Below are 24,129 nucleotides of genomic sequence, written 5' to 3'. Positions count from 1 at the left end.
CCCGCGTCGCAAGAACGTCGAATGCGACAGGACGGGTGGCCTTCCGGACAGTCCTCATCCGGTTCCGTCAACGATCCGCAATGTCCACTCACATGTGTGCACTTGTTCACCCAGAGTTCTCTCTACGTCCGCATTCCTTCGAACGTCCGGAGAGAGCGAAGCCATGGACTCCCTACGACACCTCGCCGCGCATCTGGGGCTCGACCTCGCCGCCGTGTGCCTGCTGACCTTCGCCATCTACTATCCGCGACACCGGCGGCGCGACCTCGTACCGGCCTATCTGGCCCTGAACGTCGCCCTGTTCACCGTCGTCGCGGCCCTCGCGGAGGTGGGCGGCAACGGTGGCACGGCACTCGGCTTCGGGCTCTTCGGCGTGCTGTCGATCATCAGGCTCCGCTCCGACTCCGTCCAGCACGAGGAGGTCGCCTACTACTTCACCACGCTCGTCCTCGGCCTCATCTGCGGTCTGCCGCATCTGGCGTTCTCCCTCGCCGCCGCACTGAGCGGCCTGCTGCTCCTCGTCATCTACGGCGCCGACCACCCCCGGCTGCTCGCCCGCTCCCGCCGCACGGTCGTCACGCTCGACGCCGTCCACAGCGACCCCGCCGCGCTGCGGGCCGATCTCGCCCGCCGTCTCGGCGAGCCCCTCCACTGGACGGTCATGGAGGTCGACTTCGTCCGCGATCTGACGGTCGTCGACGTCCGCTACCGCGAGCCCGAGCCGGGGGCGGACACCCGCCGGGCCGAGCCGTCGGAGACCGTCCGCGCCGCCGCCCCCGCGTGGGAGGCGGCATGACCACCATCGCGCAGGCACCGCCGGCGGCAGCGGCGGTGCGGGCCATCGGCGAGGCGGCCCACGGCACGGCGGCCATCTCCCTCGCCGAGGTCAATGAGCGGGCCGAGCTGCTCGCCCGCTTCGACCGCAGCTATCTCGTGCCCGTCGACATCTACCTGCGGATGGTCGAGCGGCTGACCGACCCCCGGCGGCCCGGCGGCCCGTTCCGCGCCCTGGCCATCGACGACCGCCGTACCTTCCGGTACCACTCGGTCTACTACGACACCCCCGGGCTCCGCTCCTTCCACGACCACCGGCAGGGCCGACGGCTCCGCTTCAAGATCCGCGAGCGGGTGTACCAGGACTCGGGAGAGCGGCAGTTCGAGATCAAACTCAAGGGCCGGCGCGGTGACACCGTCAAACACCGCCGGCCGCTGACCGGCGAGGACACCCCGCTCGACGGCCCCTGCCGGACCTTCCTCGCCGACACCCTCCACCGCGTCTACGGCATCGACTCCCCCGCCGTGCTGCACCCGTCGCTGAGCACCGACTACCTCCGCGCGACCCTGGTGGCCGACGGCGAGCGCATCACCTGCGACGCCGGGCTGGTCTGCGAGGACCTGCGCGCGGGCCGGGCGGTGCGCTGCGCCCCGGGCCTCGTCCTGGTCGAGACGAAGACAGCGGGGCACCTCACCGAGGCGGACCTCCTGCTGCACTCCCACGGTGTACGGCCGGCTGTCTTCACCAAGTACTGCGGCGCGTTCGCGGCCCTGCGCCCCGCCCTCCCCGCCAACCGCTGGCGCCGCGCCGCGCGCCGCGCGTTCGACACCGGGGCGTGACAGAGGCCCACGAGCCGCGCGGGGCCCTCGTACTGCCTCTCCCACCGGGCATAAATGACCTGCGCCCACGCCCACTTGACGCCTACGATCTGCCGATGACGGCTCCCCTGTACCCCGCCAAGCCCCGCCCCGGTGACCGCGTCGCGGTGCTGTCCCCCTCGTCCGGCCTGCCCGGCCTGCTGCCGCTGCCGTACGAGCTGGGGCTGCGCAGACTGCGTGACGACTTCGCGCTGAAGCCCGTCGAGTACCCGACCACCCGTCGAATGGGGTCCTCGCCCGAGGACCGGGCGGCCGACATCCACGCGGCCTTCGCGGACCCCGGCATCAAGGCCGTGATCGCCAGCATCGGCGGGGACGACCAGATCACGGTCCTGCCCCATCTCGACCGCGACCTCATCCGCGCCCACCCGAAGCCGTTCCTCGGCTACAGCGACAACACCAACCTGCTGCTCTTCCTCCGCGAGCTGGGCATGGTCTCCTACCACGGCGGTTCGGTGATGGCCGAGTTCGGACGTCCCGGGGCGATGCATCCGCTGACCGCCGACTCCCTGCGGGCGGCCCTGTTCACCTCGGGCGAGTACGAACTCACCGTCCCGCGGACCTCCGGGGACGTGAACCGGCCCTGGGAGGAGCCGCGGACGTTCGAGAGCGAACCGGAGATGGAGCCCGCGGCGGGCTGGACCTGGCACCACGCGGACCGGGTCGTCGAGGGGACCGGGTGGGGCGGCAATCTGGAGATCCTGTCCTGGCTGCTGATGGCCGACCGCGAAGTGCGGCCGTCGGCCTCCTACCGCGGTGACGTGCTCTTCCTGGAGACGTCCGAGGACATGCCCGGCGCCCAGGAGGTGTTCCGGATCCTGCGGAACATGGGCGAACGCGGTCTCCTGGAGCAGTTCCCGGCCGTACTGGTGGGCCGGGCGAAGAGCTGGTCCTTCGAGAAGCGGCTCGGCGTCGAGGAGAAGGCGCGCTTCCGCCGGGAGCAGCGGGAGGCCGCGCTGCGTGCTCTGGCCCGCTACGCCCCCGACGCCATGGTGGTGTTCGATGTGGACTTCGGCCATACCGATCCGCAGATGGTGATCCCCGTCGGAGGGCGCATCCGGGTGGACGGGCCGGCGCGGCGGATCGTCGTCACCTACTGACCGGCGGCCTCGCGTTCGCGAGTCCGCGCGTCCACGGGGGAAGCAATTCAATCGATCAAGCGTTCCCTCACCCGTGTCGGCCCTATTTGACGTTCGCATACTGAGGAGACGTGCATGGTCAGCATCAGCGCGATAGTGGGCATCGCGGTCGTGGCGTTCGGGATGGTGATCACCCCCGGGCCCAACATGATCTATCTGGTGTCCCGTTCGGTGTCCCAGGGGTACCGGGCGGGGCTGATCTCCCTCGCCGGTGTCGGGGTGGGCTTCCTCGTCTATCTGATGGCGGCGACCGCGGGCATCGCGGCGGTGTTCTCGCTCGTCCCGGAGATCTATCTGGCATTGAAGCTGGCCGGTGCGGCGTATCTGCTCTGGCTCGCCTGGAAGGCCGTGCGGCCGGGCGGGTCGTCCGTCTTCTCCCCCCGGCAGCTGGAGGCCGACCGGCCCCGCAGGCTGTTCGGCATGGGGCTGCTGACCTGCCTGCTCAACCCGAAGATCGCCATCCTCTACGTCTCGCTTCTGCCGCAGTTCGTCGAGCCGGAGAAGGGGCATGTGGCGGCACAGAGCCTGGTACTGGGCCTCACCCAGATCATCGTGGGCGTCGTCATGAACGGCGTCTTCGTGCTGACCGCGGGTTCCGTCGCCTCCTTCTTCTCCGGGCGCCCGCTGTGGGCCAGGATCCACCGCTACGTGATGGGCACCGCGCTGGCCGCCTTCGCGGTGCGGATCGCCGCCGACCGCTCGCGCGCCGTGGTCGCCGCGCCCTGACCATCGGCTCCGGGGGCGGACGGCCGCCCCGACGTGGTGTCAGTCGTCCTTCTCGATCAGCCGGATGGCCTTCAGCGCGGCCGACAGGGCGCGGCTGTCGCCGTCCTCGCTGGTGGCGGCCACGTCCAGGGCCGTGTCCACGAACTTGATCGCGTGCGCGTCGCCGCTGCGGGCTGCCTCCTCGAAGACCTCCTCGGGGGTCATCGAGGAGGCGTCGGGGGACTCCGGCTGCGGGGTGTCCGCGGCGTAGACGGTGGTGATGGCGGCGCTCGCCGCCCATGCCACGGCGAGGGACAGGCCCCACAACTCGTGCGGAAGGACGGGCAGGGTGCGCAGTACCGCGTTCGGCGCGGTCGTGGCGTGGACCAGCATGACCGGGTCGCCGTGGCCGTACGCGCCGTAGTGGAGGGTGGTCGCCCGTACGAGCGCGGTGAGTTCGTCGCGAATGGCTTCCGGGTCCGTGGGGACGTGCAGCGATTCGGCGGTCCGCAGCCAGCCCGGGGTGCCGGGCAGCAGCTGGTACCGCTCCACCGGGGGCCCGCTCGGATCGGTGGCCCGGGGAAGGGCGGCGAGGGCCTCGGCGGGTGTGGATCCGCCCGAGGGGCGCACGGTCACCGGCAGCAGCGTGTGCCGGGCCGCCCAGTACCCGAGGGCGTGGGCCAGTTCCGCGACACGCGGTGCGTCCTCGCCCTCCACCAGCAGGGTGCGTACGGCATGGCCCACGCGGATCGCGGGGTGGGCCGCGGCACCGGCGATGCCCGGCAGCAGCCGCGGCCACCACTCGGTCAGCACCTCCCGCCAGGGGCGCACGGCCACCTGGCGGGAGAAGTACGCGATCCAGTCGGTGACCCGGCGCGGATCGCCCAGCGCCTCATGCCACGTGTCGTCCGAGATGCGGGCCCGCGGGCTCGGGACGTCCTCCAGCCTGGCCTCGTACGCGTCGAGCCAGCGGTGGACGGTGCCGGCCTGGCCCCGGCGGGCCAGGGCCTCCACGGCCATCGGTCCGTGGTTGCTGAGATACCCCCGGTACTCGGGTCCGCAGGCGTGCAGTCGTTGCAGGGCTTCGTCGAGTGTCCCGTTCGCTGTGTCCATGGCCCGAGGCTAGATCGACGCCCGTCCCGGCCGTAACGGGCTCCGGCCCTACACCGGTGGTCGTACGCCGCGTCAGTCCCGGGGCAGGAGCGGGCCCAGAGGACCGAGGTCGATGTTCAGGTCCTCGGGGCGGAGCCCGAACCGCTCCCGCAGATCCGCCATCCGGTCCTCGAGGAGCATCAGCGTGATGCCGATGCGCTCCTCCTGGTCGGCGGCGAGATCACCGGTTTCCACCCGGCGCAGCGCCTGGCGCTCCATGAGCTGCCGGAGCAGTTCGAGGACGGTGAGGACCAACTGCGCCAGATCGCGTTCCACCGTGTCGGGGCCGAGTTCCACACGCCGGCTCATGCGTCCTCCTCGTATTCGTCGAACACCTCGAAGGGGGAGGCGACTTCGGGTCCGATCGAGCTGATCAGCGCGTTCAGGTCGATGCGCACCAGGTCGACGTCCGCGATGCGCAGGGTCAGGTCCCCGGTGAGCACCACCCCGCCCGCCAGCAGCCGGTCGAGCAGGTCCACGAGGCTCACCTCGCGCTGTCCGTGCGGGGCAAGGCTCATCGTCCCTCGCTTCCTTCGCGGGCGGCGTCGGTCACGTCGGCGAACGAGTACGGTGCCCAAGGGCCCGTCAGCTCGACCCGGATCCCGGGGCTTCGCGCGCCGAGCCGCCGCACCTCTTCGACGAACGCCTCGCTCTGCTCGCGCGGCAGGAGATAGGCGGCGTTGAGGACGTTGCCGCGGGGCACCCCGGGCAGCCGGGCGTCCTGGAGCCGGTGCACCCGTACGTCCTCCGCGCGCCGGGACAGCTCCTGGTGGAGCAGCCGGGAGCCGGAGTCCGCCTCCGACAGGATGCTCGAGCGGGCATTGCGCTGCCGCAGCCGCTGCCGCAGATAGTCCCGGCCCGAGGGCGCCCCCGTCGGGCCCGTCGGCCCTGTCGGCCCCTTCGGACCCGTCGGCGCGGTGGTGTCGTCGCGTGACGCGTCCGGGGCCTCTCGCGCGTAGGCCTTCACGCCCCACTCGACGCGCCCGTCCAGGCGCTCCAGGCACCGGGTGAAACGCTCGCGCCCGGAGTCGAGCAGGCGCCTCACTCCCCCGTCGTCGTTGCAGACCGTCGCGAGGCGGAGCGGCAGCGGGGAGGTGACGGCGGTGAGGGCCCCGATCACGGCCTCGTGGGCGCGGGCCGTCGAGGTGAGCCAGTCGAGGTCCTCCAGCCGGGCGCGGAGCGGTTCCTCGGAGAAGTCTTCGGCCGGTACGTCACCGAGGACGGCCAGCAGCCCGTCGTGCGCCAGCAGCCGAGGGGGCGTGCCGGCGACGCCTGCCAGGCCCTCGGGCAGGGCGCCGTCGAACGGGCGGGTCACGGCGTACACATAACACAGCTCGGTCATCCCGATTCCTCGCGTTCGGCCGGCCGGTCGGACGACCCCGCCTCCAGGGCCGCGATCCGCTGCTTCAACTGCTCGTTCTCCTCGGCGAGTTCACGCCGCCGGGCGCCGCTCGACAGGGCGGGGTCGGTCTCCCACCAGTCGATTCCCATCTCCTTCGCCTTGTCGACCGAGGCAACGACCAGGCGGAGCTTGATGGTGAGCAGTTCGATGTCGAGAAGGTTGATACGGATGTCCCCGGCGATGACGACGCCCTTGTCCAGGACGCGTTCCAGGATGTCGGCGAGATTGGCGCTCGTGCCGTCGGGGACGTAGGGGTCGGGGAGTCGGCTCGGCATCGTCATCGACGGCTCTTCCGGTCGCGCCCGCCGCGGTCTTCCTCTTCGATGTCCTCGTCGTCCTCGACGACGCCTTCGTCGATGTCCTGATCGTCCTCGTACTCGTCGTCGTATTCCGCTTCCTCTTCCTCGGCCTCGCCGGCTTCGTCGGCGGCGGCGTACGCCTCGTCGTCCTCCGCCGGCGCCTCGTCGTCCGCCCGGACGACCTCTCCGTCGCGGATCTCGTCGCGGCGGCCCTCCTCGGCCTCGCCGCGCAGCGCGAGGTAGCGGGCGAAGTTCTTCAGGTCGAGCCGCGCCCGGCGGCCCTGCGCGCGCCAGATGTTGCCGGTCCGCTCGAAGAGTCCCTTGGGGTAGTACTCGATGACCAGCAGAATCCTGGTGAGGCTGTCGCCGAGCGGGTGGAAGGTGACGACGCCCTTGCCCGTGCCCTTCGCGCTTTTCGCCGTCCAGGCGATCCGCTCGTCGGGTATCTGCTCGGTGGTGTGTGCCGTCCAGTGGCGGCTGGACCAGAAGACCTTGAGGTCCCATTCCGAGCCGGTGTCGTCCACCGCCTCGGCGTCCTGGACGCCTTCGGCGAAGGCCGGGAAGTCCTGGTAGCGGGTCCACTGGTCGTAGGCCTCACGCACGGGTACGCCGACATCGACGGACTCCATGACGACGGTGGGTTTCCGCCCGCCCGTGCCCTTCCGCCCGCGTGCGCCGACCTCACCGATCCTGTCGGCCGCCTTCTTGGCCGCCCCCTTGGCCGCTTTCTTGGCGCCGTCCTTCAGGCGTGCGGCTCCGACTTCCACTCCGGCCCGCAGGGGGCCCTTGCCCTCGGCGAGTTTGCGGCCGCCGTCGAGGGCCAGCCGGGCGAAGCCCGGGCTGCGGCCCTCCGCGATGTCGTTGAGCTTGACGGTACTCTCGCCGAGCTTGCGGCCGAGGCCCGCCAGCGCGCGTTCGGTCTGCGCGAGCGCGTAGTGCGTCAGCTCCGCCTTGAGGCGGTCGGTCTTCTCCGCGTCGACGGTGCCCAGCACGCTCTTCCCGGCACTCTTGGTGTCAGCCACGGGACCGGCCTCCCTGCGACGGGGCCGTCCTCCGGGCCGCCGGTTTCTTCTTCGGATTCTTCGGCACCTGCTTCTTCGGCGCCTGCTGCTTCGCGGTCTTGCGGGCCGGTTTGCGGGCCGTCTTGCGCACCCGCTGCTCCGCGTCGTCGTCTTCTTCCTCTTCGTCGTCCACCGCGTCTTCCGGAGCGGTGTCCTCTGCCTCCTCCTCGTCGTCGTCGAGGGCGGGGGCGACACCGGAGATCCGGTCCCGCACATCGAGGGTGCTCTCGTGCAGCCGGTCCGCGAGCGCGTCGATGTGGCGGTTGACGAGCGCGCCGGTGGCGGCCTTGCCCACCCCGCGAAGGTCCTCGCGCAACTGATCACCGAGCTCCTTGAACTGCGGGTTGTCCCGCAGCCGGTCGGTGACGAGGCCGGTGAGTGCGCCCGGAGTCGCGTTCAGCCGTTTGCCCATCACCAAGGTCCCGACGGCGAAAGCGAACTTCGCCTTCTTCGTACGTCCCAGCAGATAGCCCGCGCCCACGGCGAGCCCCAGTGCCGTCCTGTTGTTCATGTCGACGGTGTGCCTTTCTCCAGTCTGTCGAGGAGCTCGTCCTCGCGGCGGTCGAACTCGGCCTCGTCGATCTCGCCGGCCTCCAGTCGCTTCTCGAGGAGGGCGAGCTCACGTTGCACGGCCGACGGGTCGTAGTACTGCCGCTCGGCCTCGGCGGCCACCCGCCCGAGCACCCAGAGGGTGCCGCGGACCGGTGCCGCCGGGAGCAGGAACAGTTCGCCCAGCAGGCCCATGGGACGTCACTCCACGAAGCTGTAGGGCGGGAGCGGATCGCTGAGCCGGATCTCGAGCTGGGGATTGTCCTTGATCAGCGCGTCGACGGCGGCGAGGAAGCGGGCCGTGTCGGCACGGGCGACCAGGCACGAGACGCTCACCAGCCAGCCGGTGGACGCGGGGCCGCGGCTGACGGCCGCGGCGATGCCCATGAGCGTGTCGTGGACCATTTCGGCGTCGCGTGTCTCGCGCTGCTGGACGGCGGCCACGATGCGTTCACCGAGCTGGATCTTCTGCTCGTACGTCCCGCCGCCCGCGGCCCGGTTGGCCTCGGTCAGGGCACGCAGCTCCGCGTTGTCGGCGAGCACCTGGTGCAGGATGACGTCTTCGTTGTGCGAGGCCTTCACGTTGTACTCGACCTTGTCGTGCAGGGCCGTGAGCCGTTCCTCGAAGTGCTCCGCGCGCTCGGCCAGCACCGACTTCACCGCGGCGTCGTCCGGTGATACACCGCCGAACCGCATCGGCAGTACCGGGCCCCCGGCGGCGGCGTGGGTGAGGACGCGCTGATGGGCCAGCAGGTCCCGGCGCTTGGGCCGGAGATCCTCGGGCGCGTCGCTGACCAGTGCGATGAGCTCCCCCTCGGCCAGGGTGCGGACCGGCCGTGGCGGGTCGCCGACACCGGCGAGCTCCTCGTCGGGGCGGGGGTGCGAGCGATGGGCGATGCCGTAGACGTAGGTGCTCACTCCTGCTCCTCCTTCCTGCGGTTCGAAGCGGTGCGCCGGGCGCGCGGTTTGGCTTCCGACCGGCTCTCGCCCTCGTCACGGGCCTGTTGGAAGGCGTCCGAGACGGTCTGGGCGGCGCCGGACAGGGCGCCCTTGGTCTTGCCGCGGGCCCCGGACTCGGTCATGTCGCCCACCAGTTCCGGCAGCCCCGCGCTGCGGTTCGGGCCGGCTTCCAGGTCGAGCCGGTTGCACGCCTCGGCGAAGCGCAGATAGGTGTCGACGCTCGCGACGACGACCCGTATGTCGATCTTCAATATCTCGATGCCGACGAGCGAGACACGCACGAAGGCGTCGATCACGAGACCTCGGTCGAGGACGAGTTCCAGGACGTCGTAGAGTCCACTGGTACCGCCGCCACCGCGGCCTTGCTGTGCCGGAACAACACTCATGTCGTCCGGTCCTCCTTTGGCTGGTCGGTGTGTGCGCGGGGCGTGCGTGACGTCCTGCGGCCGATGGGACCGAGCCGCTAGGTGGGGTCCGCTTTCCCGCGCTCGTAGCGCCGGACGCGCTTGTACGTGGTGAGCTCGCCGTCCGGCCCGAGCATGACTTCATAGGTCGCGAGCAGGCTCATCGTGTCGGGCACCCGGGCGAGTTCGAGGACCTCGACCCGGACGACCCAGCCGTCCTCCGCACGCTCGAAGGAGGAGACCGACTCCGGCTGGGTGCCGGTGAGTTCGGCGAACTGTGCCCGGGCGAGCCGCAGGATTTCCACGGCGGACGGCGGGCGCCCCTGCTCGGGACTCCGCTTCTTGCCCGCGCCGTTCCCCGAAACGTCGGAGCCGTGCGCTGTGTTCGTCATATCGGCCTCGCCCACCGCGTTACCCGTCGGGGAGTGCTCAAACATGGCGCCCCGTGCGGCGGGGCGGGCGTGAGGGGCTTTGCTTGGGTGTCCATACGCGCCGCGTACCCGCGCTCGTCGGCGGTACGCCGCTCCTCCCGGCCACCGGCTCGATCCTGAGGTGGTCGGCCGGACACCCCGGTCCGTCGTAACGTGTGATCATGTCACGTCATCTGTTGCGGTCGGCTGCCGCATGCTTCGCCCTCCTGTTGGCCGTTCTCGGCGGAATACCGTCCGCCGCCGCGGCGTCCGCGCCGACGTTGCCTTCCCCCACCGGGAAGCAGCTGATCGGCACCAAATCCCTGCACCTGGTGGACACCAGCCGGACCGACCCGTGGAAGCCGGAAGCGGGCCACCGTCAGCTGATGGCGTCGCTGTGGTACCCGGCGCTGCGACCCTCCGCCCGGCCGGCCCCGTACGCGTCCGCCGCGCTGTCCACCGCCGTGTTCGGCACGGACGCGCTCGCCGCCGTACGCACCCATGCGACCGTGAACGCCCCCGCGGCGCCCGGCGCCCGCCCGCTGGTGGTCCTGTCCCCGGGGTTCGGGATGAGCCGCCTCACGCTGACCACCCTGGCCGAGGAACTGGCCGGCCGCGGTTACGTGGTGGCCGCGCTGGACCACACCTACGAGGCACCGGTGGAGTTCCCCGGCGGCCGGATCGAGGCGTGCCTGATCTGTGAGCGCCCGGACTTCGGCCGCGTCGTGCCCAACCGGGTCAAGGACATCGGCTTCCTGCTCGACCGGCTGACCCGCCCGGGCACCGGCGTCCGCGTCGACGCCGGCCGCATCGCCGTGGCCGGGCACTCCATCGGCGGTGCGAGCGCCGTCGAACTCCTGGGCACCGACTCCCGCGTCGACGCCGCGGTCAATCTGGACGGCGACTTCTTCACCGCCCCGCCGACGCGTGCGCTCGAGCGCCCGGTGCTGCTGTTCGGTGCCCAACGGACCAAGGACTCCGTGCCCAACGCCAACTGGAACGAGCGGCGACGGCACTTCACCGGCTGGCAGCGCTGGCTCGACGTGCCCACGGGCGGCCACATGACCTTCACCGACGTCCCCTGGATCGGCAGCCGGTTCGACCTCGGCAACCGGATCCCCGCGGACCAGCGGGCCACGGCCTTCGGCACCCTCCCCGGGGAGCGGGCGACCCCCGTCGTCCGGGCGTACGTGGCCGCCTTCATGGACCGCCATCTGCGCGGCCGGCCGAGCCCCCTCCTGGAAGGGCCCTCGGCCGCCTACCCCGAGGTCCGTTTCGTCAAGTAGCCCCTCAGGAGGGCATGACGGCCGTCCCGGCGGGCGGGGCCGCACCCGGCCCCGCCCGCCGACGGCTCACCGGCCGGTGGCCCCGCGCATGTGCCGCGGGACGCCGGCCACCGACCGTTCACGGCGGTACCCATCCCACCCCGCCTCCGCGATACTGCCTGCCATGCGTCTTCTGATCGCGACCGTCGGGTCCCGCGGCGACGTGGCTCCTTACACCGGGCTCGGTGTGCGTCTGCGGCAGGCCGGTCACGAGGTGACGATCGCCACGCACGACGGCTTCGCCGGCCTCGTCGGACAGGCCGGTCTCGGCTTCCGCTCCCTGCCCCTCGATCCCCGCGCCCAGCTCGCCTCCGCCGCCGGGCAGCGCATCCTGCGCGCCGGGACCGGTGCGACGGCCGCCATGGAACTGCTGCGCATGGGCCGCGCCGTCATGCCCGCCCTGGGGCGGGGTCTGCTCGACGCGGCACGGCAGGGCACCGATCTGCTGCTGCTGGCGGCCACCACGGCGCCCCTGGGCCAGGTCGTCGCCGAAGCGCTCGGTGTGCCCACCGTGGGTCTCTTCCTCCAGCCGCTCGCCCCCACCCGGGACTTCCCGCCCGTGCTCACCGGGACCCGCTCCCTGGGCCGCCGGGGCAATCTGCTCGTGGGCCACGCCCTCCAGTCGGCCGTCGACCGGCTCATCACACCCCCCGTCCGGGGGCTGCGCGAAGAACTCGGGCTGCCCCGCCGCGGCGCCGGGGCCGAACGGCGGCGGGCCATCCGGCAGGGCATGCCCCTCCTGCACGGCTTCTCCCCGTGCGTGGTACCCCGGCCGGCCGACTGGCCGCCGTGCATGGAGGTGACGGGCTACTGGTGGCCGTCACCTCCGCCGGGCTGGCGGCCACCGCCCCGGCTGGCCGACTTCCTCGCCTCGGGGCCGCCACCGGTGTACGTGGGATTCGGCAGCCTGGTCGTCGCGGAATCCGAATGGCTCGGCGCCGTCATCGGGTCCGCCCTGCGGACGGCCAAGGTCCGCGCGGTCGTCCAGACCGGCTGGTCGGATCTGTCGGTGACCGGCGACGACGTCCTGGCCGTCGACGAGATCCCGCACCACTGGCTCTTCCCGCGGATGGCGGCGGTCGTCCACCACGCGGGCGCCGGCACCACCGCGGCCGGCCTGCGGGCCGGTGTGCCCGCGGTCCCCGTACCGGCCCAGCTGGACGCCCCGTTCTGGGCGCGGCGGCTGACCGCTCTGGGCGTGAGCCCCGGTCCCGTCCCCCTGGCAGAACTGTCCTCCGACCGGCTGGCGGCGGCGCTGCGACGGGCCGTGGAGGAGCCCGCCCACCGTCGGCGGGCCCGGGCGCTCGCCGCCCGGATCAACGCCGAGGACGGCGCGGCGAAGGTCGTGGCAACCGTGGAACGGCTGCTGGTCCGCTCATGACCCGCACGGCCGCCACGCCGGGCCCCGGCCGCCGAAGAGGCGTCCGCGGCCCGGCTCACGTCTCCCGGCGGTCCGTGGGCTCCGGCTTCCGGTGCTTCCCCGGAGGCTTCCCCGGGGCCGGGCGGTCCCACTCCCCCGCCGGCTCCCCGGCGGGATCGGCGGGGTGGAGGAGGTCCTGCGCCGCCGCCAGATCGTCCGCGACGGTCACCGGGGTCCACTCGTAGCCGTCCCACTGCTCGATGACGCGCGGAGCCTGCGGATGCACATGGAATCCGCGATGCCGCCCCGGCCCCAGCGGCACCGCGCGCAGTCGGCCCTTCTTGCGTTCCCGGTCCGCCTCGCGCCGCTGCGCCCAGTCCTTCAGGGGTTCCTCGTCCATCGCGCCAGCATGGCGCAGCCGCCCTCGCTCCCGCCACCGTTTGCCCGACGTCGCGGGTGTCGTTCGCGAGCGGCCGCCGACCGGTTGGGCGGGCGCCATGAACCGTGTCCCGTGCATCTGTTGATCGTTGACATCAGCGCCCGATTCATCCAGTTTTCATCGAGCGGAGGAGACACTTTGCCCACCGACGAACCCCAGACAGCCGGAACGGAAATCTTCCTGGTCGGAGGACCGGCGGAGCTGCCCCCGACCTGGCGGCTGCCTCCGGGCCAGGAGGATTCGACCGAGGTGACGGTGCCCCACCTCAACAAGAACGAGCACTTCGCCCGCACGGCGCGGACTCAAGCCGTGGCGGGCGGCCGCGAGCTCGCGGTGTTCGCCTGGTCCCACTCGACCGCCATCGCCGAATAAACGCCTGGAAGCACCGGCCGGATGCCCCGCGTCCGGGGAATACCCCCTTCATGATCAGATAGGTGTTTTCCACGGGGAACCAGAAGGTATGTCCTCCCGTCTTGTACGCCGACGGGGCGTACGCGGGACTCCACCAGCACCGCCATGGCCCCGGGACGCGGATCCTCATCAACAACACAGGCAAGGCAGTGCGGCGTATGAAAGAGCTGTCGGTGACGGGCGAGTCCCCCGACGAGTCGAAGCAGGGCCAGTCCCCGACCGGACCCACGCAGGCACCGTCCGAGCCCAAGGAACCGTCCGAGGCGACGGCACCGTCCGAGCCGAAGGCACCCGAGGCCAAGGCATCGCCCGAGGCGAAGGCACCCGAGGCGACGTCCGCGCCCAAGGCCAAGGCCAAGGCCGGGACGTCACCCGCCTGGGCCGCGGCGCCGCGCCCGTCGACGGATGACGACGCCCGTACCGACAAGGGCATACCCACCGACCCCAGGCGCTCGCTGTCGGCAGGCACGGACGCCCGGAAGCCCGCCCCGGACGACGCGAAGGCACCCGCAGAGTCCCGGCAGGCCCCCCGCTGGGCAGCGGGCGGGGCCGCTGCCACCGGGACAGATGTCGCCGGGACCGATTCCGCCGCGCAGGCGACGGTGGCACTCCCGGCCCTCGGCACGGGAGCGGACGCGGGCGAGGACACCGCCCGTACGCCGGCGGCCGAGGAGAAGCGCCCGGCGCCCGCCGCCGCCCCGAGCGCGGCCGGCCCCCGGCCCGCGGCCGTGAAGCCGGCCCAGGCACCGGTGCGGGAGTCCGGGCCGGTCCCGCCGGTCGCCCCGCCCCGGCCCCCCGCGGCCGGTGTCCCCGGCCCGAAGGCGGCCGAGCGGCCGACCGGCGCGCCCGGTCCCGTCACCGCCGCACGCCCGGCCACGCGGCCCGGCACGCAGCCGGGTCCCGGACAGCCCGAGCAGCGACCGAGACCCCCGATCGACCTGCTGGCGCAGCTGACGAACACTCCGGCCCCGCCGCGGACACCGATGCGCTCGGTCGCGCGGCGCTTCAAGATCTGGGGGCCTGTGGTGGCGGTGCTCGCGGTCGGTGTCGTGACCGCGCAGCTGGTGCGGCCGCTGCCGAAGCCGACGCTCGCGCTCGCGGGTTCGGCGTCCTACACCTTCCAGGGTGACTTCTCCGTGCCGTGGCCGGACCACGGGCAGTCCGCGGCGAAGGTCGTGGGTGCGGGCAGCCTGGGGACGTCCGGTGAGCAGAAGCCCGTACCGACCGCGAGCGTCGCCAAGGTGATGACGGCGTACGTGATCCTCAAGGGGCATCCCCTCAAGAAGGGCGAGAGCGGGGAGCAGATCACGCTCGACGCCCAGGCGGAGGCGGATTCCGCGAAGAAGGACGAGTCGAGGGTGCCGCTCAAGGCGGGTCAGCGGTTCACGCAGGAGCAGATGCTCCAGATGCTGATGATCCCCTCCGGTAACAACGTCGCCAGGCAGTTGGCACGCTGGGACGCGGGGTCCGAGGACGCCTTCGCCGAGAAGATGAACAAGGTCGCCCGGGAACTGGGCATGAAGGACACGGTCTACACCGATCCCAGCGGCTTCCTGGAGTCGACCAAGAGCACCGCCGCCGACCAGCTCAAGCTGGCCGAGGCCGTGATGCAGAACGAAGTCTTCCGGCAGGTCGTCCGGATGCCCAGCGCCACGATCCCCGGCCTGGAGAAGCCGATCTACAACAACAACGCGCTGCTGACGACGCAGCCGGGCACGGCCGGCATCAAGACCGGTTCGACGACGCCGGCCGGTGGTGCGCTGATGTGGGCCGCCTACCGGACGGTCGACGGCAAGGACCAGCTGATCCTCGGCGTGACGATGGATCAGCGCTCGCCCGGCGGGGACTCCAACGCCCATCTCAAGCGCGCGCTGGACAACACCCAGAAGGTGATCGCGGGCATCCGGGACGGGCTCGTCTCCGCGACCGTGGTGAAGAAGGGCCAGGTCGTCGGCTATGTCGACGACGGGCTGGACGGCAGGACCCCGGTGGTGGCCACCGCCGACCTCAAGAGCGCCGGCTGGCCTGGGCTGAAGCCCACCTTCAAGCTCGCCGACGGCGGCCGGGCCGTTCCGCACGAGGCCGAGGCCGGCACCGAGGTCGGTGTGCTGACGGTGGGTGACGGGCCGGGCGCGGCGAAGGTGCCGGTGGCGCTGCAGAAGGACCTGAGCGAACCGGGCTTCGGCTCGAAGCTCGTCCGGCTCGGGTAGTCCACCGGCCTTCCGGTCGTCTCCGGTGGCTCCGATCGTGATCGGAGCCACCGGAGCGGGCGTTGCGGACCGGCTCGGCTGCCGACGGGCCGTCGGCGCGGCCCGTCGTGAAGGCGAGCGTCCACAGGCGCCGCCAGTCCAGGCGCGGTCGCGCCGGCGGAACGCCCGGGCGGTTCCGGGGAACCCGTACGAGCAGCGCACCGGGCTCCGACACGCAGTGCACGGGAGTGGGCAGAGTCAGCGCCTCACCGTCGACACCGGCTTGCACCTCCGGCTGATCGGCATCGACGACGAGCTCGCCGGAGGTCAGGGAGACCAGGCCGGGCGCGTGCCGGCCGCGCAGCAGGTCGGCCGCCTCGACCGCACTGTCGACCCGGACGCTCACCATGCCCAGTACCCCGCCGTCGAGCCGATCGCGCCGACCCAGCCCCGCACGATCACCGACCCGGTACGGGTTGTTGCTGACCAGAACGGCCTGCGGGCCGTCGACAGTGACGGCACCCGCGCCGACCGACAGCCGGGGACCGTGCCGGTGGGTCAGCACGTCGGGAAGCAGCCGCAGGACGGTGCCGACCTTGTCGTCACGGTATGCCGGGCTCCGCACGACCTCGGCATACGCACCGAAGGACGCGTTGTTGACGAAGACCCGCCCGCCGACCCGTCCGAGGTCCACCCGGAACTCCACCCCATCGGTGAGCGCCTCCAGACTCCGTGACGGGTCGTCCCGGTCGAGCCCGAGATCCAGGGCGAAGTGATTGCGCGTCCCGGCCGGTATCACCACGAACGGCACCCCGCGCTCCGCCGCGACAGCCGCCACCAGCGCCTGCGTCCCGTCACCACCCGCCACGCCGAGCAGGTCCGCGCCGCGGGCGAGGGCGTCGCGCGCGAGCCCGGCGAGGTCCCCGTGCCGGGCGGCGTCGAGCAGCAGCACTTCCGCGCCCAGCGCCTCCGCCTTCTCCTTCAGGCCGAAGCGCCCAACCTTCCCGCCGCCCGAGCGCGGATTCATCAGCAGGAAGGCGCGCTCGGGCGGCGGGACGGGGCGCCCTGGGGACGCGCCGGTGAGGACGTCCCCCCTCAGTGCGGCCCAGCCCGCGGCGGCGGCCAGTGCCCACAGCCCCAGGGATACCAGGACGAGCCAGAGCAGCCTCGCCGCCACGTACGACGCGAGCACGGCCACCGGCGCCGCCCCCGCCACGACCAGCGCGACGCCTCGCACCGCACCCCGGCGCGTCAGTGCCCACCACCCGGCCGCCGCCGAAACGGCCAGGCCCGCGAGCCCCACGGCAACCAGCCCCACGCTCCGCAGCCCCGCCACGGACAGCAGGAGCACCCCCGCGCCGACGGCCGCCACGACCGCCAGACGCGCCGTCCAGCGCTGCCCCACCCCACGCGCGATGACGGATCCCATCGAACCTCCCGGCTTCGCGGCCTGCGCTCCCGCCCCATGTTCACCGTCGGCAGGGGCATCATCATCACCCGGAACGGGTGAGGCAGCCCGGGTGCGCCGGGCTCACAGTGGAAGGCCACCGGTACGGGCCGGACGACCGGTGGAGGAGGACCGTTGTGAGAAGGGCGACCGGATGAACGGCAGCGGACGGACCACCGGTGGGCCCCGGCCGGGCCGCCCGGAGGAGCGGGTGACGGTGGAGGCCCAGGCGCTGCTGCCGATGATCTGGGCCGATCCGCAGCACATGCCGGAGCAACTGTCCTTCTTCGCGGTGCGGAGGTTCGGCCCCCGGGCCGCTGCCTCCGTTTCCCGCCGGAAGGAGCGCAAGCCGTCGGCCGGGGACGACGAACTCCGCAGGGAGATCATCGCCCGTGGAACGCACATGACGATCGCCGACGGCGCCGTGATGGGCGGCCCGTTCGTGATCCTCATGCCCGTGAGCTTCGTGGCAGCCCTGCTCTCCCAGGCCCGCATGGTGCTGGAACTGGCCGCCCTCGCCGGGCACGACGCCCGGACCGAAGGGCGGGTGGCGGATCTGCTGGTCCTCCAGGACGTGTACCCGACGACCGAGGCCGCCGCCCGGGCCCTGGGCGAAGTGAGGCGTCATCCCTCCGGAGGGCGGGGCCGGATCCCCCGCCGGACACGGTGGTCGCTGATCGTCAGGATGGCGACGATCCTCGGCATCGTGGGCGCGGGCGAGAAGCGCGGCCGACTCCGCCAGGTGATCTCGACGGCCCCGATCGTGGCCCTGTTCCTCGTGGGCATGGTGCTGCCGTTGATCTGGGTGCCCGCCCTCGCGGTGATCTACCGGAAGAACACACTGCGGCTCGGGGCGAAAGCCGTGCGGTACTACACCCCGGGCGCCGCGGATGAGCCGCTCGGACACCATGGACGCCTTCCCCGCGTCCCCCGGGCGGCCGGCCTCGCCGCCGTTCTGCGATTCCTCGCCCTCGCCGTCGTGCCCTTCGCGACCGCCGCCGCGCTCGCCGTGACGGACGTCCGGCTCGTCGGCGGGTCCTGGGGCACCAGCCTGATCGCCCTCGTCACGGTCTCCCTCCTCGCGGCGGGCGTCTGGCACGTGCGCCGCCGGTCGCGAGCACGGCACCCGCCCCGCTGAGCAGGATGGTCGCTCGACGCCTGTCATCGGTTCAAGAATTCGGCAGGTTCGGGTCCCGGCCCATCAGCGCGGTGAAGGATTGCGGGTCGGTGTCGAATCCGCGGAGGGCCTTGCGGAACACCCACTCTCCCGAGGCGCCCCGGGTGAACTCCGCGACGGTCGCCGCCGTGGCGTCGAAGACCCCGACGAAGTCGTCGTTGACCAGCTCCGTCCGGTCCTCACGGACCCGGACAGCGGTGTTGGGCACCTCGCCGAAGGTCTTCCGCGCGTCGCCCTGCTGAATGACGACGCCCACCACGACACGTGTGAAGCGGGAGGACAACCGGTCGAGCTCCAGCGTCATGGCCTCGTCGGTGCCGAAGCCCTGGCCGGTACGGCTGTCCCTGTTGAGGGTGATGGTGCCGTCGGGTGACCGGCTGTCGAAGTGCACGACGTACTCGGGCTTGCCGTACGGATCGGCCGCGGAGTAGGTCGCGGCGACGATGTCGAGGTCATTGGCCGGTGTGCCCGAGGGACTCGGGTCCCACTTGAGCGTCACCTCGACCTTCTTGAGCCCCTTGTTCAGACCGCTCACGGACTTGCCTTCCTCGTACGGGACTGACGGGAGATGTGTCCGGGCTCAATTGTATCGCTCAGGGTAGGAGTTGAGGTCGGCCGCGAGTGGACGCGTCGACGGCCCGCGATCGGCCCGTGTCGTGTCCTGGGGCGGATGCGTTGGGTGGGTATGAACCGATTGGCCACCGCCGCAGCGCGGATCCTGACCGCCCTGTCGGCCACCGTCGCCCTGGTCGTGGGGCCGGTGGGGGCGCCGAGGGGCGAGGTGCCCCCACCGCACGCGGACAGCGCCGCCCCCGGGCCGGTGCGGAGTCTGTTCGGCCGGGAGATCCGGCGGATGCCCACCACACGGCCGGTGGTCGCGCTGACGTTCAACGCCGCGTGGGACGGGGCCGGGGTGGACACCGTGTTGACGACTCTCCGCCGGCGGCACGCCCCGGCCACGTTCTTCCTGACGGGGCAGTTCGCCGAACGCCACCGGGCGGCGGCGCGGGCGATGGCGGCCGAGCACGGAATCGGCAACCACTCCTACAGCCACCCGCAGTTCGGTGGGCTCACCCACCGCGAGGTGGTGGAGGAGGTGACCCGGGCCGATCGCGCCATCCGCGAGGCGACCGGCACGGTGCCGCTGCCGTTCTTCCGCTTCCCCTACAGCGCCACCACCCCGAGGGGGATCGCGGACGTCAACGCCCTGGGGTTCGCCGACATCGAATTCACGGTCGACACCAACGGCTACCTGGGCAGGGCCGGCGGTATGACGGTCCGAAAGGCCGTCAACCGGGCCCTGGCGGGCCTGACGCCCGGGGAGATCGTGCAGCTGCACGTCGGCAGCGAGGACGGCCACGAGCCCGTCCTCGACGCCCGGGCCCTGCCCTGGATCATCGACGCCGTCCGCGCCCGCGGCTTCGAGATCGTCGACCTGCGGGCCCTTCTCGTCAGGCGAGGAGCCAGGTGATCAGCGACAGGGTGACCAGCGACAGGAGCGTGGACCACACCACGACATCCCTCGGCACATCGGTGCGCAGCCGGTATTCGGCGGCGTAGACGAACGCGTTCTGGGCGGTGGGCAGGCCGGAGCACAGCACCACGGCCAGCAGCGCATGCCCGTGCAGACCGAACAGCCAGCGGCCGAGCACGTAGGCGAGCAGCGGCTGCGCGGCTGTTTTGAGGCCGACGAGGACGAGCCGCTCGGCGATCCCCTTGGCATCCGGCACCACCCTGGTGTTCAAGGACATCCCGAGGGCGAACAGGGCCGCCGGCACGCCCGCGTCGCCGACCATCCGGATCGGCTCGGTCATCGCGGTGGGCAGCGACAGACCGAGGGCGGAGACCGCGGCCCCCGCCGCCGACGCACCGATGACGGGATTGTTCAAGGGCAGTCGTGCGAACCGCCGCCACTGACCGCGCGCACCCTGATGAACGTCCAGATCGATGAGCACCATGATCAACGGCGTCACGAACAGCATCTGGAACACCGCGGCCGCGGCGATGAACGTGGTGTCGCCCAGCACCCCGACCGCGACCGGGATACCGAGATTGGCCGAGTTCACATAGGACGCGGTCATCGCGTTGACGGCGCGGTCGGCAGGCCGTGCCCGGAACACGTTCCGGGAGAGCAGCAGGCCCGCCCCGAACACCAGGAGCAGACTGATCGCGAACACCGCCACTTCGGGCTCGGCGATCTCCCCCACCGGGGCCTTGGACAGCGTGAGGAACAGCAGAGCCGGCATGGCGAAGGTGAACGCGAACCGGGCGAGCACGGGTTGGGCCTGCGGGCCGAGCAGGTCGAAGCGGCCTGCCGCCCAGCCCATCGCCGTGACCCCCCAGATCGGCACGAAACCGGATAACACCGCTTGCACGAACCCCACCCATTCAGCCGCTGCCGCGCGCACGGCCCGCCCGGGGCCGTACGTCTTCCGGGGTTCATGATCCCTCGCAGCTCACGGACCGGGTGACCGGGTGTCAGCCGTCGGCGTCGGCGCGCTGCGTGCGTTCCTGCTCGGCCAGGCGTATCCGTACATGGGGAGGGCGGGCCTGCCGGGGCGGCTCCCGGCCGGCCCGCCCGGGCTCAGCGCTGCGGGACGACGTTCTCCGCCTGCGGGCCCTTCGGGCCCTGGGTGACCTCGTACTCCACGTGGGTGCCTTCGAGCAGTTCCTTGTACCCGGTGGTCTGGATGGCTGAGAAGTGGACGAAAACGTCGGGACCGCCGTCGTCTTGAGTGATGAACCCGAACCCCTTGTCGGCGTTGAACCACTTCACCGTGCCTGTTGCCATGCCTCTTGCCTCTCATCCGAATCCGCGCGTGAACGACGCGCACCGGGGCGGCCTGTCGCTGCCGACCCCGGTCGTTCCCGACCTTTCCCCGCGTAACGGCGAAATACGCTCCGGTGGGCGACAGGGCCACGGATGGCCCTGCCGTGGTGCCGGGGCGGCTCGCTCCTCATATCGTGGGAGTGGATTTCCGGCCCGGCAGTCCCCGACGGCTAAGGAGCACGGGTGATGAGCGCCCCCGAGAGTGCGGATCACGTCAGTGTTCATCTGACCGACTGTGGGCACGAGGACGCGAACGTGGTCTTCGGCGCCCTGGAGACCGCGTTCCCCGAGGGCACCGGTCCGGCCCGCAGCGAGACCCGCGCGTCGCTGTCCACGGCGGACAATCCCGTGATCTGGTGCACGATCGTCGACGCCAGGACCCGCAGCGACGCGGTGTCCGCACCCGCGCCCCTGACCGGCGCGGTGACCGTGGATCTCTTCGGCCCCGCCCACCCCGTGCGTCAGGTCCAGCAGAAGCTGGCCGCGGTCTTCGACCTCGAGGAGCACGGCACGGTGTCGGGTGAGCACGAGGTGGAGATCCGTCTCAAGCTGACGTCGCTGTCCACGCCATAGACCGGCCCCGGCGATCGGCCGTGAACGCTGTCGTGCCCCGACGGCTCGAACCCCCGGGCGTGCCCGCCCGGCCCACCGATCGCGTCTGGTACGCCGCCTACGGGTCCAACATGGATCCGCGGCGTCTGACGTACTACCTCACCGGGGGCCGGCACCCCGGCGGGACGCGTACGTACCCGGGCTGTGCGGACCGTCGGCCTCCCGAGCGCTCCTGCGCCGTACTGCTGCCGGGAATCGTGTACTTCGCGACCGAGTCGCCCGTCTGGGGCGGGGGCCGCGCCTTCTACGACGCCGACGCCGAGGGCGAGACGCCAGCGCGGGCCTACCTCGTCTCGGTGGCGCAGTTTTCCGGCATCGCGGCTCAGGAGATGTACGAGAACCCGGGGCCGGAGGTGAATCTGCGGGAGGTCCTCACCCATGGGCGGGCGCGGCTCGGGCCGGGGCGGTACGAGACCCTGGTGTGCCCGGGGCTCCTGGACGGCCTTCCCGTCGTCACCTTCACCGCCCCCTGGGGCATCGGCGAGGTGGCCGCCACTCCCCCGTCCCCCGCCTATCTCCGGCATCTCGCCTCGGGCCTCATGGAGGCGCACGGTTGGACCGCGGGGAAGGCGGCCGGTTATCTGGCCGGGCGCCCCGGAGCCGCGGGGCATTGGACGCCCGCGGACGTCGCGGCCGTACTGCGCCACCCCGTCCTGTGAGCCGCGTCCGTCGACGTCACTGAGGGATCTCGCGCAGGGCGTTGGTGGCGCAGTGCACCTCGCCGCCGTTGAGGTGGGCCCAGGAGATGTTCTCGACCCAGTGCACCCGCACGCCGTTCGCGGTCAGCCGACGCTCGGCCTCGTCCCGGAAGAGGTCCCGGCCGGCGACGCGCGGCCCGTGCGGCACGGGCGCGGCGAAGTCCCGTGAGGTCAGCGACAGTCCGTTGGCGAGCGCCGGGGTGAAGGCCACGGAGCGGCGCGGCAGGCCGCCGCCGGGGTCGACGCCGGCGTACAGCACGGGCAGCCGCACGAGTTCCCCGGCCTTCAGGCCGGTGGCGCGCAGCAGGACGTCGAGTTGCCGGTCGATGTGCCGCGCGGCCTCCTCGTTGCCGCCGCTGCTCTCTTCGTAGCGCAGGAACTGGTCGACGGTCGGCCGGTCCGTGGCGACGGTGCCGGCGAGCAGCCGCTGCCCTCCCTCGCCCGCGCGCTGTGCCTGCTTCAACAGGCTCATCGCCGTACGCGGGTCGGAGACGGCGAGGGTCCAGCCGCGCGCGTTGTCGGCCCGTACGACGTGGACGGTCTCGTCCACGTGCCCGACGAGGAGCCATGAGGTGTCGAGCACGACGGGTGGCTGCTGTCCCTGGGCGCGCAGCATCCGGACGAACGAGGGGTCGGGGCGGCGGTGCTCGGAGCTGCCGTAGAGGATGCGGCCCCGTGGGTAGCCGGCGTAGGGCGGGAGCGATTCGAGGTTGCCGGTGAAGTTCAGCAGTTCGTCGACGTTCTTGTCGCGGTGCGGGGTGTACTGCTGGACGATGCCCACGTCCGGGCCGCGCAGATCGCGGTGGAGCAGCCGCCCGGAGCGGCGCAGACTGGCCGAGCGGCCGTCGTCGGACGTCCAGTAGTTGGGGGACCGCAGCAGGACACGCATGGTGTGCGGGCCGTTCGGGGTGGGTTTGGTGACGTATCCGGGTTCGGCGATGTCCTGGCGCCAGATGTCCCGCCACCACTGCGCGGTGCCGCGCTGGAAGCGGAGTTCACTCGCAGGCAGGCCGGACTTCCGGGCCGCCGAGCGGAGCGAGTCCGCGAAGGCCCGCCACTGGCCGGGGCGGCGGGCGGCGGCCGGGATCTCGACGGGCTGTCCCGTGCCCGGGCCGGGTGCGGCGGCGAAGACGTGCCGGGCGCGCTGGAGGTCGTGGTGCAGGAGGACCGGTGCCATGCGCAGGGACACCTGGGCTCGGCGGGTGGCGTCGTGCTCGGTGACGGTGAGGGTCACGGTGACCTGGCCGTCCCACCGGTTCGGGTCGCGCACGATGTCACGCCCCTCGACGGCCAGCCGCACGCCCCGTCGCAGCTCCTGGGCACCGATCCGGCCGTCGGTGCCCAGGGATACGTACCGCCCGTCGCGCTCGATGAAGAGCCGTGCGTACGGGCGCTGGGCGGCGGGTACCGTGACGCGTCCGGTCGCCCGTTTCCCCACGCTCATCGGCCGTACGTGCACAGGGGTGAGGTCCTTGGCGTCCTCGGGGCCGTTGACGCGGTCGTCGGCGGCGTCGTGGCAGGCGGCGAGGCGCTCGTCCACGGCCACGTCCAGCCGGTCCAGATCGCCGGGGCGCAGGGTGCAGCGCCGGGCGTCGTCGTCGATGTTGGGCAGCAGCACGGTGCCCTGCGGCGCCCGCAGCTCGGGGGTGGCGGGTGTGCCGGCCCGCGCGGCGGTGGGGGACAGTGCCGCGGCCACCACGGCCGCGCAGGCGAGGACGCGGACGCTGGCCCGCCGGGTGTTCGGTGGTTTGTCCATGACTTCACTGTGTCGGCGGGGGCGGCCGTGCGCCTCGTCCACCGGGCGGAGCGCGGGGTGGGTCCTTCGATGCAGTCAGGGGTGGAGGCGCCTCCGCTCAGGGGGTGAGAACCGGGGTCCGGAGCGCGTGTCGAGCGCGTGGAGCCACCCG

At 72.1% G+C, this 24,129-nt stretch carries 28 protein-coding genes and 1 pseudogene; 12 read left to right on the top strand and 17 right to left on the bottom strand.

What is annotated here, in order from left to right; translation table 11 throughout:
- Positions 1 to 163: 163 nt before the first annotated feature.
- The 4 genes from AB8O64_RS34330 to AB8O64_RS34315 all read left to right on the top strand — a co-directional run bounded on the left by AB8O64_RS34330 (position 164) and on the right by AB8O64_RS34315 (position 3,518).
- Positions 164 to 796, top strand: coding sequence for a DUF4956 domain-containing protein (locus tag AB8O64_RS34330; RefSeq protein WP_356450548.1), 633 nt, complete (start codon positions 164 to 166; stop codon positions 794 to 796).
- On the top strand, positions 793 to 1,614 hold the full coding sequence (locus tag AB8O64_RS34325) for a polyphosphate polymerase domain-containing protein (protein ID WP_370423572.1): 822 nt from the start codon (positions 793 to 795) through the stop codon (positions 1,612 to 1,614). Before AB8O64_RS34330 ends, AB8O64_RS34325 begins: the two co-directional genes overlap by 4 nt.
- Before the next feature lie 95 nt (positions 1,615 to 1,709).
- Positions 1,710 to 2,753, top strand: coding sequence for a S66 peptidase family protein (locus AB8O64_RS34320; protein ID WP_370423571.1), 1,044 nt, complete (start codon positions 1,710 to 1,712; stop codon positions 2,751 to 2,753).
- A gap of 114 nt (positions 2,754 to 2,867) precedes the next feature.
- A complete protein-coding gene (locus tag AB8O64_RS34315) occupies positions 2,868 to 3,518 on the top strand; it encodes a LysE family translocator (RefSeq protein ID WP_370423570.1) in 651 nt (216 codons plus the stop codon).
- Between the two features lie 39 nt (positions 3,519 to 3,557).
- On the opposite strand, the gene AB8O64_RS34310 is transcribed toward AB8O64_RS34315, so the two are convergent.
- The 11 genes from AB8O64_RS34310 to AB8O64_RS34260 form a co-directional block, all read right to left on the bottom strand.
- On the bottom strand, positions 3,558 to 4,610 hold the full coding sequence (locus tag AB8O64_RS34310) for a questin oxidase family protein (protein WP_370423569.1): 1,053 nt from the start codon (positions 4,608 to 4,610) through the stop codon (positions 3,558 to 3,560).
- Positions 4,611 to 4,682: 72 nt separating this feature from the next.
- Positions 4,683 to 4,958: a gas vesicle protein K gene (locus AB8O64_RS34305; RefSeq protein WP_356450556.1), complete on the bottom strand. Its 276-nt coding sequence runs from the start codon at positions 4,956 to 4,958 to the stop codon at positions 4,683 to 4,685.
- A complete protein-coding gene (locus AB8O64_RS34300; RefSeq protein WP_370423568.1) occupies positions 4,955 to 5,167 on the bottom strand; it encodes a gas vesicle protein in 213 nt (70 codons plus the stop codon). The genes AB8O64_RS34305 and AB8O64_RS34300 overlap by 4 nt, the downstream gene beginning before the upstream one ends.
- A complete protein-coding gene (locus AB8O64_RS34295) occupies positions 5,164 to 5,991 on the bottom strand; it encodes a GvpL/GvpF family gas vesicle protein (RefSeq protein WP_370423567.1) in 828 nt (275 codons plus the stop codon). The genes AB8O64_RS34300 and AB8O64_RS34295 overlap by 4 nt, the downstream gene beginning before the upstream one ends.
- Positions 5,988 to 6,332, bottom strand: coding sequence for a gas vesicle protein (locus AB8O64_RS34290; protein ID WP_365211094.1), 345 nt, complete (start codon positions 6,330 to 6,332; stop codon positions 5,988 to 5,990). Before AB8O64_RS34290 ends, AB8O64_RS34295 begins: the two co-directional genes overlap by 4 nt.
- Positions 6,329 to 7,372, bottom strand: a complete 1,044-nt coding sequence (locus AB8O64_RS34285) for an SRPBCC family protein (protein ID WP_370423566.1) — start codon at positions 7,370 to 7,372, stop codon at positions 6,329 to 6,331. The genes AB8O64_RS34290 and AB8O64_RS34285 overlap by 4 nt, the downstream gene beginning before the upstream one ends.
- A complete protein-coding gene (locus tag AB8O64_RS34280; protein ID WP_370423565.1) occupies positions 7,365 to 7,922 on the bottom strand; it encodes a DNA primase in 558 nt (185 codons plus the stop codon). Before AB8O64_RS34280 ends, AB8O64_RS34285 begins: the two co-directional genes overlap by 8 nt.
- A complete protein-coding gene (locus tag AB8O64_RS34275; protein ID WP_370423564.1) occupies positions 7,919 to 8,155 on the bottom strand; it encodes a gas vesicle protein GvpG in 237 nt (78 codons plus the stop codon). The genes AB8O64_RS34280 and AB8O64_RS34275 overlap by 4 nt, the downstream gene beginning before the upstream one ends.
- A gap of 6 nt (positions 8,156 to 8,161) precedes the next feature.
- Positions 8,162 to 8,878 (bottom strand): GvpL/GvpF family gas vesicle protein, encoded by a 717-nt coding sequence (locus AB8O64_RS34270; RefSeq protein ID WP_370423563.1) that lies wholly within the window; start codon positions 8,876 to 8,878, stop codon positions 8,162 to 8,164.
- Positions 8,875 to 9,306, bottom strand: coding sequence for a gas vesicle structural protein GvpA (locus AB8O64_RS34265; RefSeq protein ID WP_370423562.1), 432 nt, complete (start codon positions 9,304 to 9,306; stop codon positions 8,875 to 8,877). Before AB8O64_RS34265 ends, AB8O64_RS34270 begins: the two co-directional genes overlap by 4 nt.
- A gap of 77 nt (positions 9,307 to 9,383) precedes the next feature.
- Positions 9,384 to 9,716 carry a gas vesicle protein gene (locus AB8O64_RS34260; protein ID WP_130880465.1) on the bottom strand — a complete coding sequence of 111 codons (333 nt, stop codon included), beginning with the start codon at positions 9,714 to 9,716 and terminating at the stop codon, positions 9,384 to 9,386.
- A 200-nt stretch (positions 9,717 to 9,916) separates the two neighbouring features.
- On the opposite strand from AB8O64_RS34260, the gene AB8O64_RS34255 reads away from it, so the two are divergent.
- On the top strand, positions 9,917 to 11,020 hold the full coding sequence (locus AB8O64_RS34255; RefSeq protein WP_370423561.1) for an alpha/beta hydrolase family protein: 1,104 nt from the start codon (positions 9,917 to 9,919) through the stop codon (positions 11,018 to 11,020).
- A gap of 163 nt (positions 11,021 to 11,183) precedes the next feature.
- Positions 11,184 to 12,440, top strand: a complete 1,257-nt coding sequence (locus tag AB8O64_RS34250) for a glycosyltransferase (protein ID WP_370423560.1) — start codon at positions 11,184 to 11,186, stop codon at positions 12,438 to 12,440.
- Between the two features lie 55 nt (positions 12,441 to 12,495).
- On the opposite strand, the gene AB8O64_RS34245 is transcribed toward AB8O64_RS34250, so the two are convergent.
- Entirely contained in the window at positions 12,496 to 12,819 is a 324-nt protein-coding gene (locus AB8O64_RS34245; protein ID WP_370423559.1) for a DUF6087 family protein, read from the bottom strand.
- A 177-nt stretch (positions 12,820 to 12,996) separates the two neighbouring features.
- On the opposite strand from AB8O64_RS34245, the gene AB8O64_RS34240 reads away from it, so the two are divergent.
- Together AB8O64_RS34240 and AB8O64_RS34235 are read left to right on the top strand one after the other, a co-directional pair.
- Positions 12,997 to 13,230, top strand: coding sequence for a DUF5988 family protein (locus tag AB8O64_RS34240; protein WP_370423558.1), 234 nt, complete (start codon positions 12,997 to 12,999; stop codon positions 13,228 to 13,230).
- A gap of 197 nt (positions 13,231 to 13,427) precedes the next feature.
- Positions 13,428 to 15,083 (top strand): annotated as a pseudogene (locus AB8O64_RS34235) (serine hydrolase); the annotation flags it as partial.
- Positions 15,084 to 15,312: 229 nt separating this feature from the next.
- On the opposite strand, the gene AB8O64_RS34230 reads toward AB8O64_RS34235, so the two are convergent.
- Positions 15,313 to 16,887: a diacylglycerol kinase family protein gene (locus AB8O64_RS34230; protein ID WP_370423557.1), complete on the bottom strand. Its 1,575-nt coding sequence runs from the start codon at positions 16,885 to 16,887 to the stop codon at positions 15,313 to 15,315.
- A 172-nt stretch (positions 16,888 to 17,059) separates the two neighbouring features.
- Here AB8O64_RS34230 and AB8O64_RS34225 point away from each other — a divergent pair, with 172 nt between their 5' ends.
- Positions 17,060 to 18,043, top strand: a complete 984-nt coding sequence (locus AB8O64_RS34225; protein ID WP_370423556.1) for a hypothetical protein — start codon at positions 17,060 to 17,062, stop codon at positions 18,041 to 18,043.
- A gap of 31 nt (positions 18,044 to 18,074) precedes the next feature.
- Here the strand turns inward: AB8O64_RS34225 and AB8O64_RS34220 are convergent, their stop codons facing one another.
- Positions 18,075 to 18,617 carry a TerD family protein gene (locus tag AB8O64_RS34220; protein WP_370423555.1) on the bottom strand — a complete coding sequence of 181 codons (543 nt, stop codon included), beginning with the start codon at positions 18,615 to 18,617 and terminating at the stop codon, positions 18,075 to 18,077.
- A gap of 150 nt (positions 18,618 to 18,767) precedes the next feature.
- Between AB8O64_RS34220 and AB8O64_RS34215 the strand changes: the two genes are divergently transcribed.
- Positions 18,768 to 19,553: a polysaccharide deacetylase family protein gene (locus tag AB8O64_RS34215; RefSeq protein ID WP_370423554.1), complete on the top strand. Its 786-nt coding sequence runs from the start codon at positions 18,768 to 18,770 to the stop codon at positions 19,551 to 19,553.
- On the opposite strand, the gene AB8O64_RS34210 is transcribed toward AB8O64_RS34215, so the two are convergent.
- Together AB8O64_RS34210 and AB8O64_RS34205 are read right to left on the bottom strand one after the other, a co-directional pair.
- Positions 19,534 to 20,433 (bottom strand): AEC family transporter, encoded by a 900-nt coding sequence (locus AB8O64_RS34210; RefSeq protein WP_370423553.1) that lies wholly within the window; start codon positions 20,431 to 20,433, stop codon positions 19,534 to 19,536. The two genes, AB8O64_RS34215 and AB8O64_RS34210, sit on opposite strands and share 20 nt — an antisense overlap.
- A 233-nt stretch (positions 20,434 to 20,666) precedes the next feature.
- Entirely contained in the window at positions 20,667 to 20,873 is a 207-nt protein-coding gene (locus AB8O64_RS34205; protein ID WP_370423552.1) for a cold-shock protein, read from the bottom strand.
- A gap of 225 nt (positions 20,874 to 21,098) precedes the next feature.
- Between AB8O64_RS34205 and AB8O64_RS34200 the strand changes: the two genes are divergently transcribed.
- A complete protein-coding gene (locus tag AB8O64_RS34200) occupies positions 21,099 to 21,485 on the top strand; it encodes a hypothetical protein (RefSeq protein ID WP_370423551.1) in 387 nt (128 codons plus the stop codon).
- 110 nt (positions 21,486 to 21,595) lie between these two features.
- On the top strand, positions 21,596 to 22,183 hold the full coding sequence (locus AB8O64_RS34195; RefSeq protein ID WP_370424055.1) for a histone deacetylase: 588 nt from the start codon (positions 21,596 to 21,598) through the stop codon (positions 22,181 to 22,183).
- A 16-nt stretch (positions 22,184 to 22,199) separates the two neighbouring features.
- Here the strand turns inward: AB8O64_RS34195 and AB8O64_RS34190 are convergent, their stop codons facing one another.
- A complete protein-coding gene (locus AB8O64_RS34190) occupies positions 22,200 to 23,978 on the bottom strand; it encodes a protein-arginine deiminase family protein (RefSeq protein WP_370423550.1) in 1,779 nt (592 codons plus the stop codon).
- Positions 23,979 to 24,129: the final 151 nt, after the last annotated feature.

Origin of the sequence: Streptomyces sp. QH1-20 (assembly GCF_041283565.1) — a bacterium.
GTDB lineage: Bacteria > Actinomycetota > Actinomycetes > Streptomycetales > Streptomycetaceae > Streptomyces > Streptomyces syringius.
This window is presented reverse-complemented; position numbering and strand designations above follow the sequence as displayed.

Bases quoted from the DNA above. Each gene is read 5' to 3' on its own strand.
- AB8O64_RS34330 (WP_356450548.1), top strand. From the start codon at position 164: ATGGACTCCCTACGACACCTCGCCGCGCATCTGGGGCTCGACCTCGCC.
- AB8O64_RS34325 (WP_370423572.1), top strand. From the start codon at position 793: ATGACCACCATCGCGCAGGCACCGCCGGCGGCAGCGGCGGTGCGGGCC.
- AB8O64_RS34320 (WP_370423571.1), top strand. From the start codon at position 1,710: ATGACGGCTCCCCTGTACCCCGCCAAGCCCCGCCCCGGTGACCGCGTC.
- AB8O64_RS34315 (WP_370423570.1), top strand. From the start codon at position 2,868: ATGGTCAGCATCAGCGCGATAGTGGGCATCGCGGTCGTGGCGTTCGGG.
- AB8O64_RS34310 (WP_370423569.1), bottom strand. From the start codon at position 4,610: ATGGACACAGCGAACGGGACACTCGACGAAGCCCTGCAACGACTGCAC.
- AB8O64_RS34305 (WP_356450556.1), bottom strand. From the start codon at position 4,958: ATGAGCCGGCGTGTGGAACTCGGCCCCGACACGGTGGAACGCGATCTG.
- AB8O64_RS34300 (WP_370423568.1), bottom strand. From the start codon at position 5,167: ATGAGCCTTGCCCCGCACGGACAGCGCGAGGTGAGCCTCGTGGACCTG.
- AB8O64_RS34295 (WP_370423567.1), bottom strand. From the start codon at position 5,991: ATGACCGAGCTGTGTTATGTGTACGCCGTGACCCGCCCGTTCGACGGC.
- AB8O64_RS34290 (WP_365211094.1), bottom strand. From the start codon at position 6,332: ATGACGATGCCGAGCCGACTCCCCGACCCCTACGTCCCCGACGGCACG.
- AB8O64_RS34280 (WP_370423565.1), bottom strand. From the start codon at position 7,922: ATGAACAACAGGACGGCACTGGGGCTCGCCGTGGGCGCGGGCTATCTG.
- AB8O64_RS34275 (WP_370423564.1), bottom strand. From the start codon at position 8,155: ATGGGCCTGCTGGGCGAACTGTTCCTGCTCCCGGCGGCACCGGTCCGC.
- AB8O64_RS34265 (WP_370423562.1), bottom strand. From the start codon at position 9,306: ATGAGTGTTGTTCCGGCACAGCAAGGCCGCGGTGGCGGCGGTACCAGT.
- AB8O64_RS34260 (WP_130880465.1), bottom strand. From the start codon at position 9,716: ATGACGAACACAGCGCACGGCTCCGACGTTTCGGGGAACGGCGCGGGC.
- AB8O64_RS34255 (WP_370423561.1), top strand. From the start codon at position 9,917: ATGTCACGTCATCTGTTGCGGTCGGCTGCCGCATGCTTCGCCCTCCTG.
- AB8O64_RS34250 (WP_370423560.1), top strand. From the start codon at position 11,184: ATGCGTCTTCTGATCGCGACCGTCGGGTCCCGCGGCGACGTGGCTCCT.
- AB8O64_RS34245 (WP_370423559.1), bottom strand. From the start codon at position 12,819: ATGGACGAGGAACCCCTGAAGGACTGGGCGCAGCGGCGCGAGGCGGAC.
- AB8O64_RS34230 (WP_370423557.1), bottom strand. From the start codon at position 16,887: ATGGGATCCGTCATCGCGCGTGGGGTGGGGCAGCGCTGGACGGCGCGT.
- AB8O64_RS34225 (WP_370423556.1), top strand. From the start codon at position 17,060: ATGAACGGCAGCGGACGGACCACCGGTGGGCCCCGGCCGGGCCGCCCG.
- AB8O64_RS34215 (WP_370423554.1), top strand. From the start codon at position 18,768: ATGAACCGATTGGCCACCGCCGCAGCGCGGATCCTGACCGCCCTGTCG.
- AB8O64_RS34205 (WP_370423552.1), bottom strand. From the start codon at position 20,873: ATGGCAACAGGCACGGTGAAGTGGTTCAACGCCGACAAGGGGTTCGGG.
- AB8O64_RS34200 (WP_370423551.1), top strand. From the start codon at position 21,099: ATGAGCGCCCCCGAGAGTGCGGATCACGTCAGTGTTCATCTGACCGAC.
- AB8O64_RS34195 (WP_370424055.1), top strand. From the start codon at position 21,596: ATGGATCCGCGGCGTCTGACGTACTACCTCACCGGGGGCCGGCACCCC.
- AB8O64_RS34190 (WP_370423550.1), bottom strand. From the start codon at position 23,978: ATGGACAAACCACCGAACACCCGGCGGGCCAGCGTCCGCGTCCTCGCC.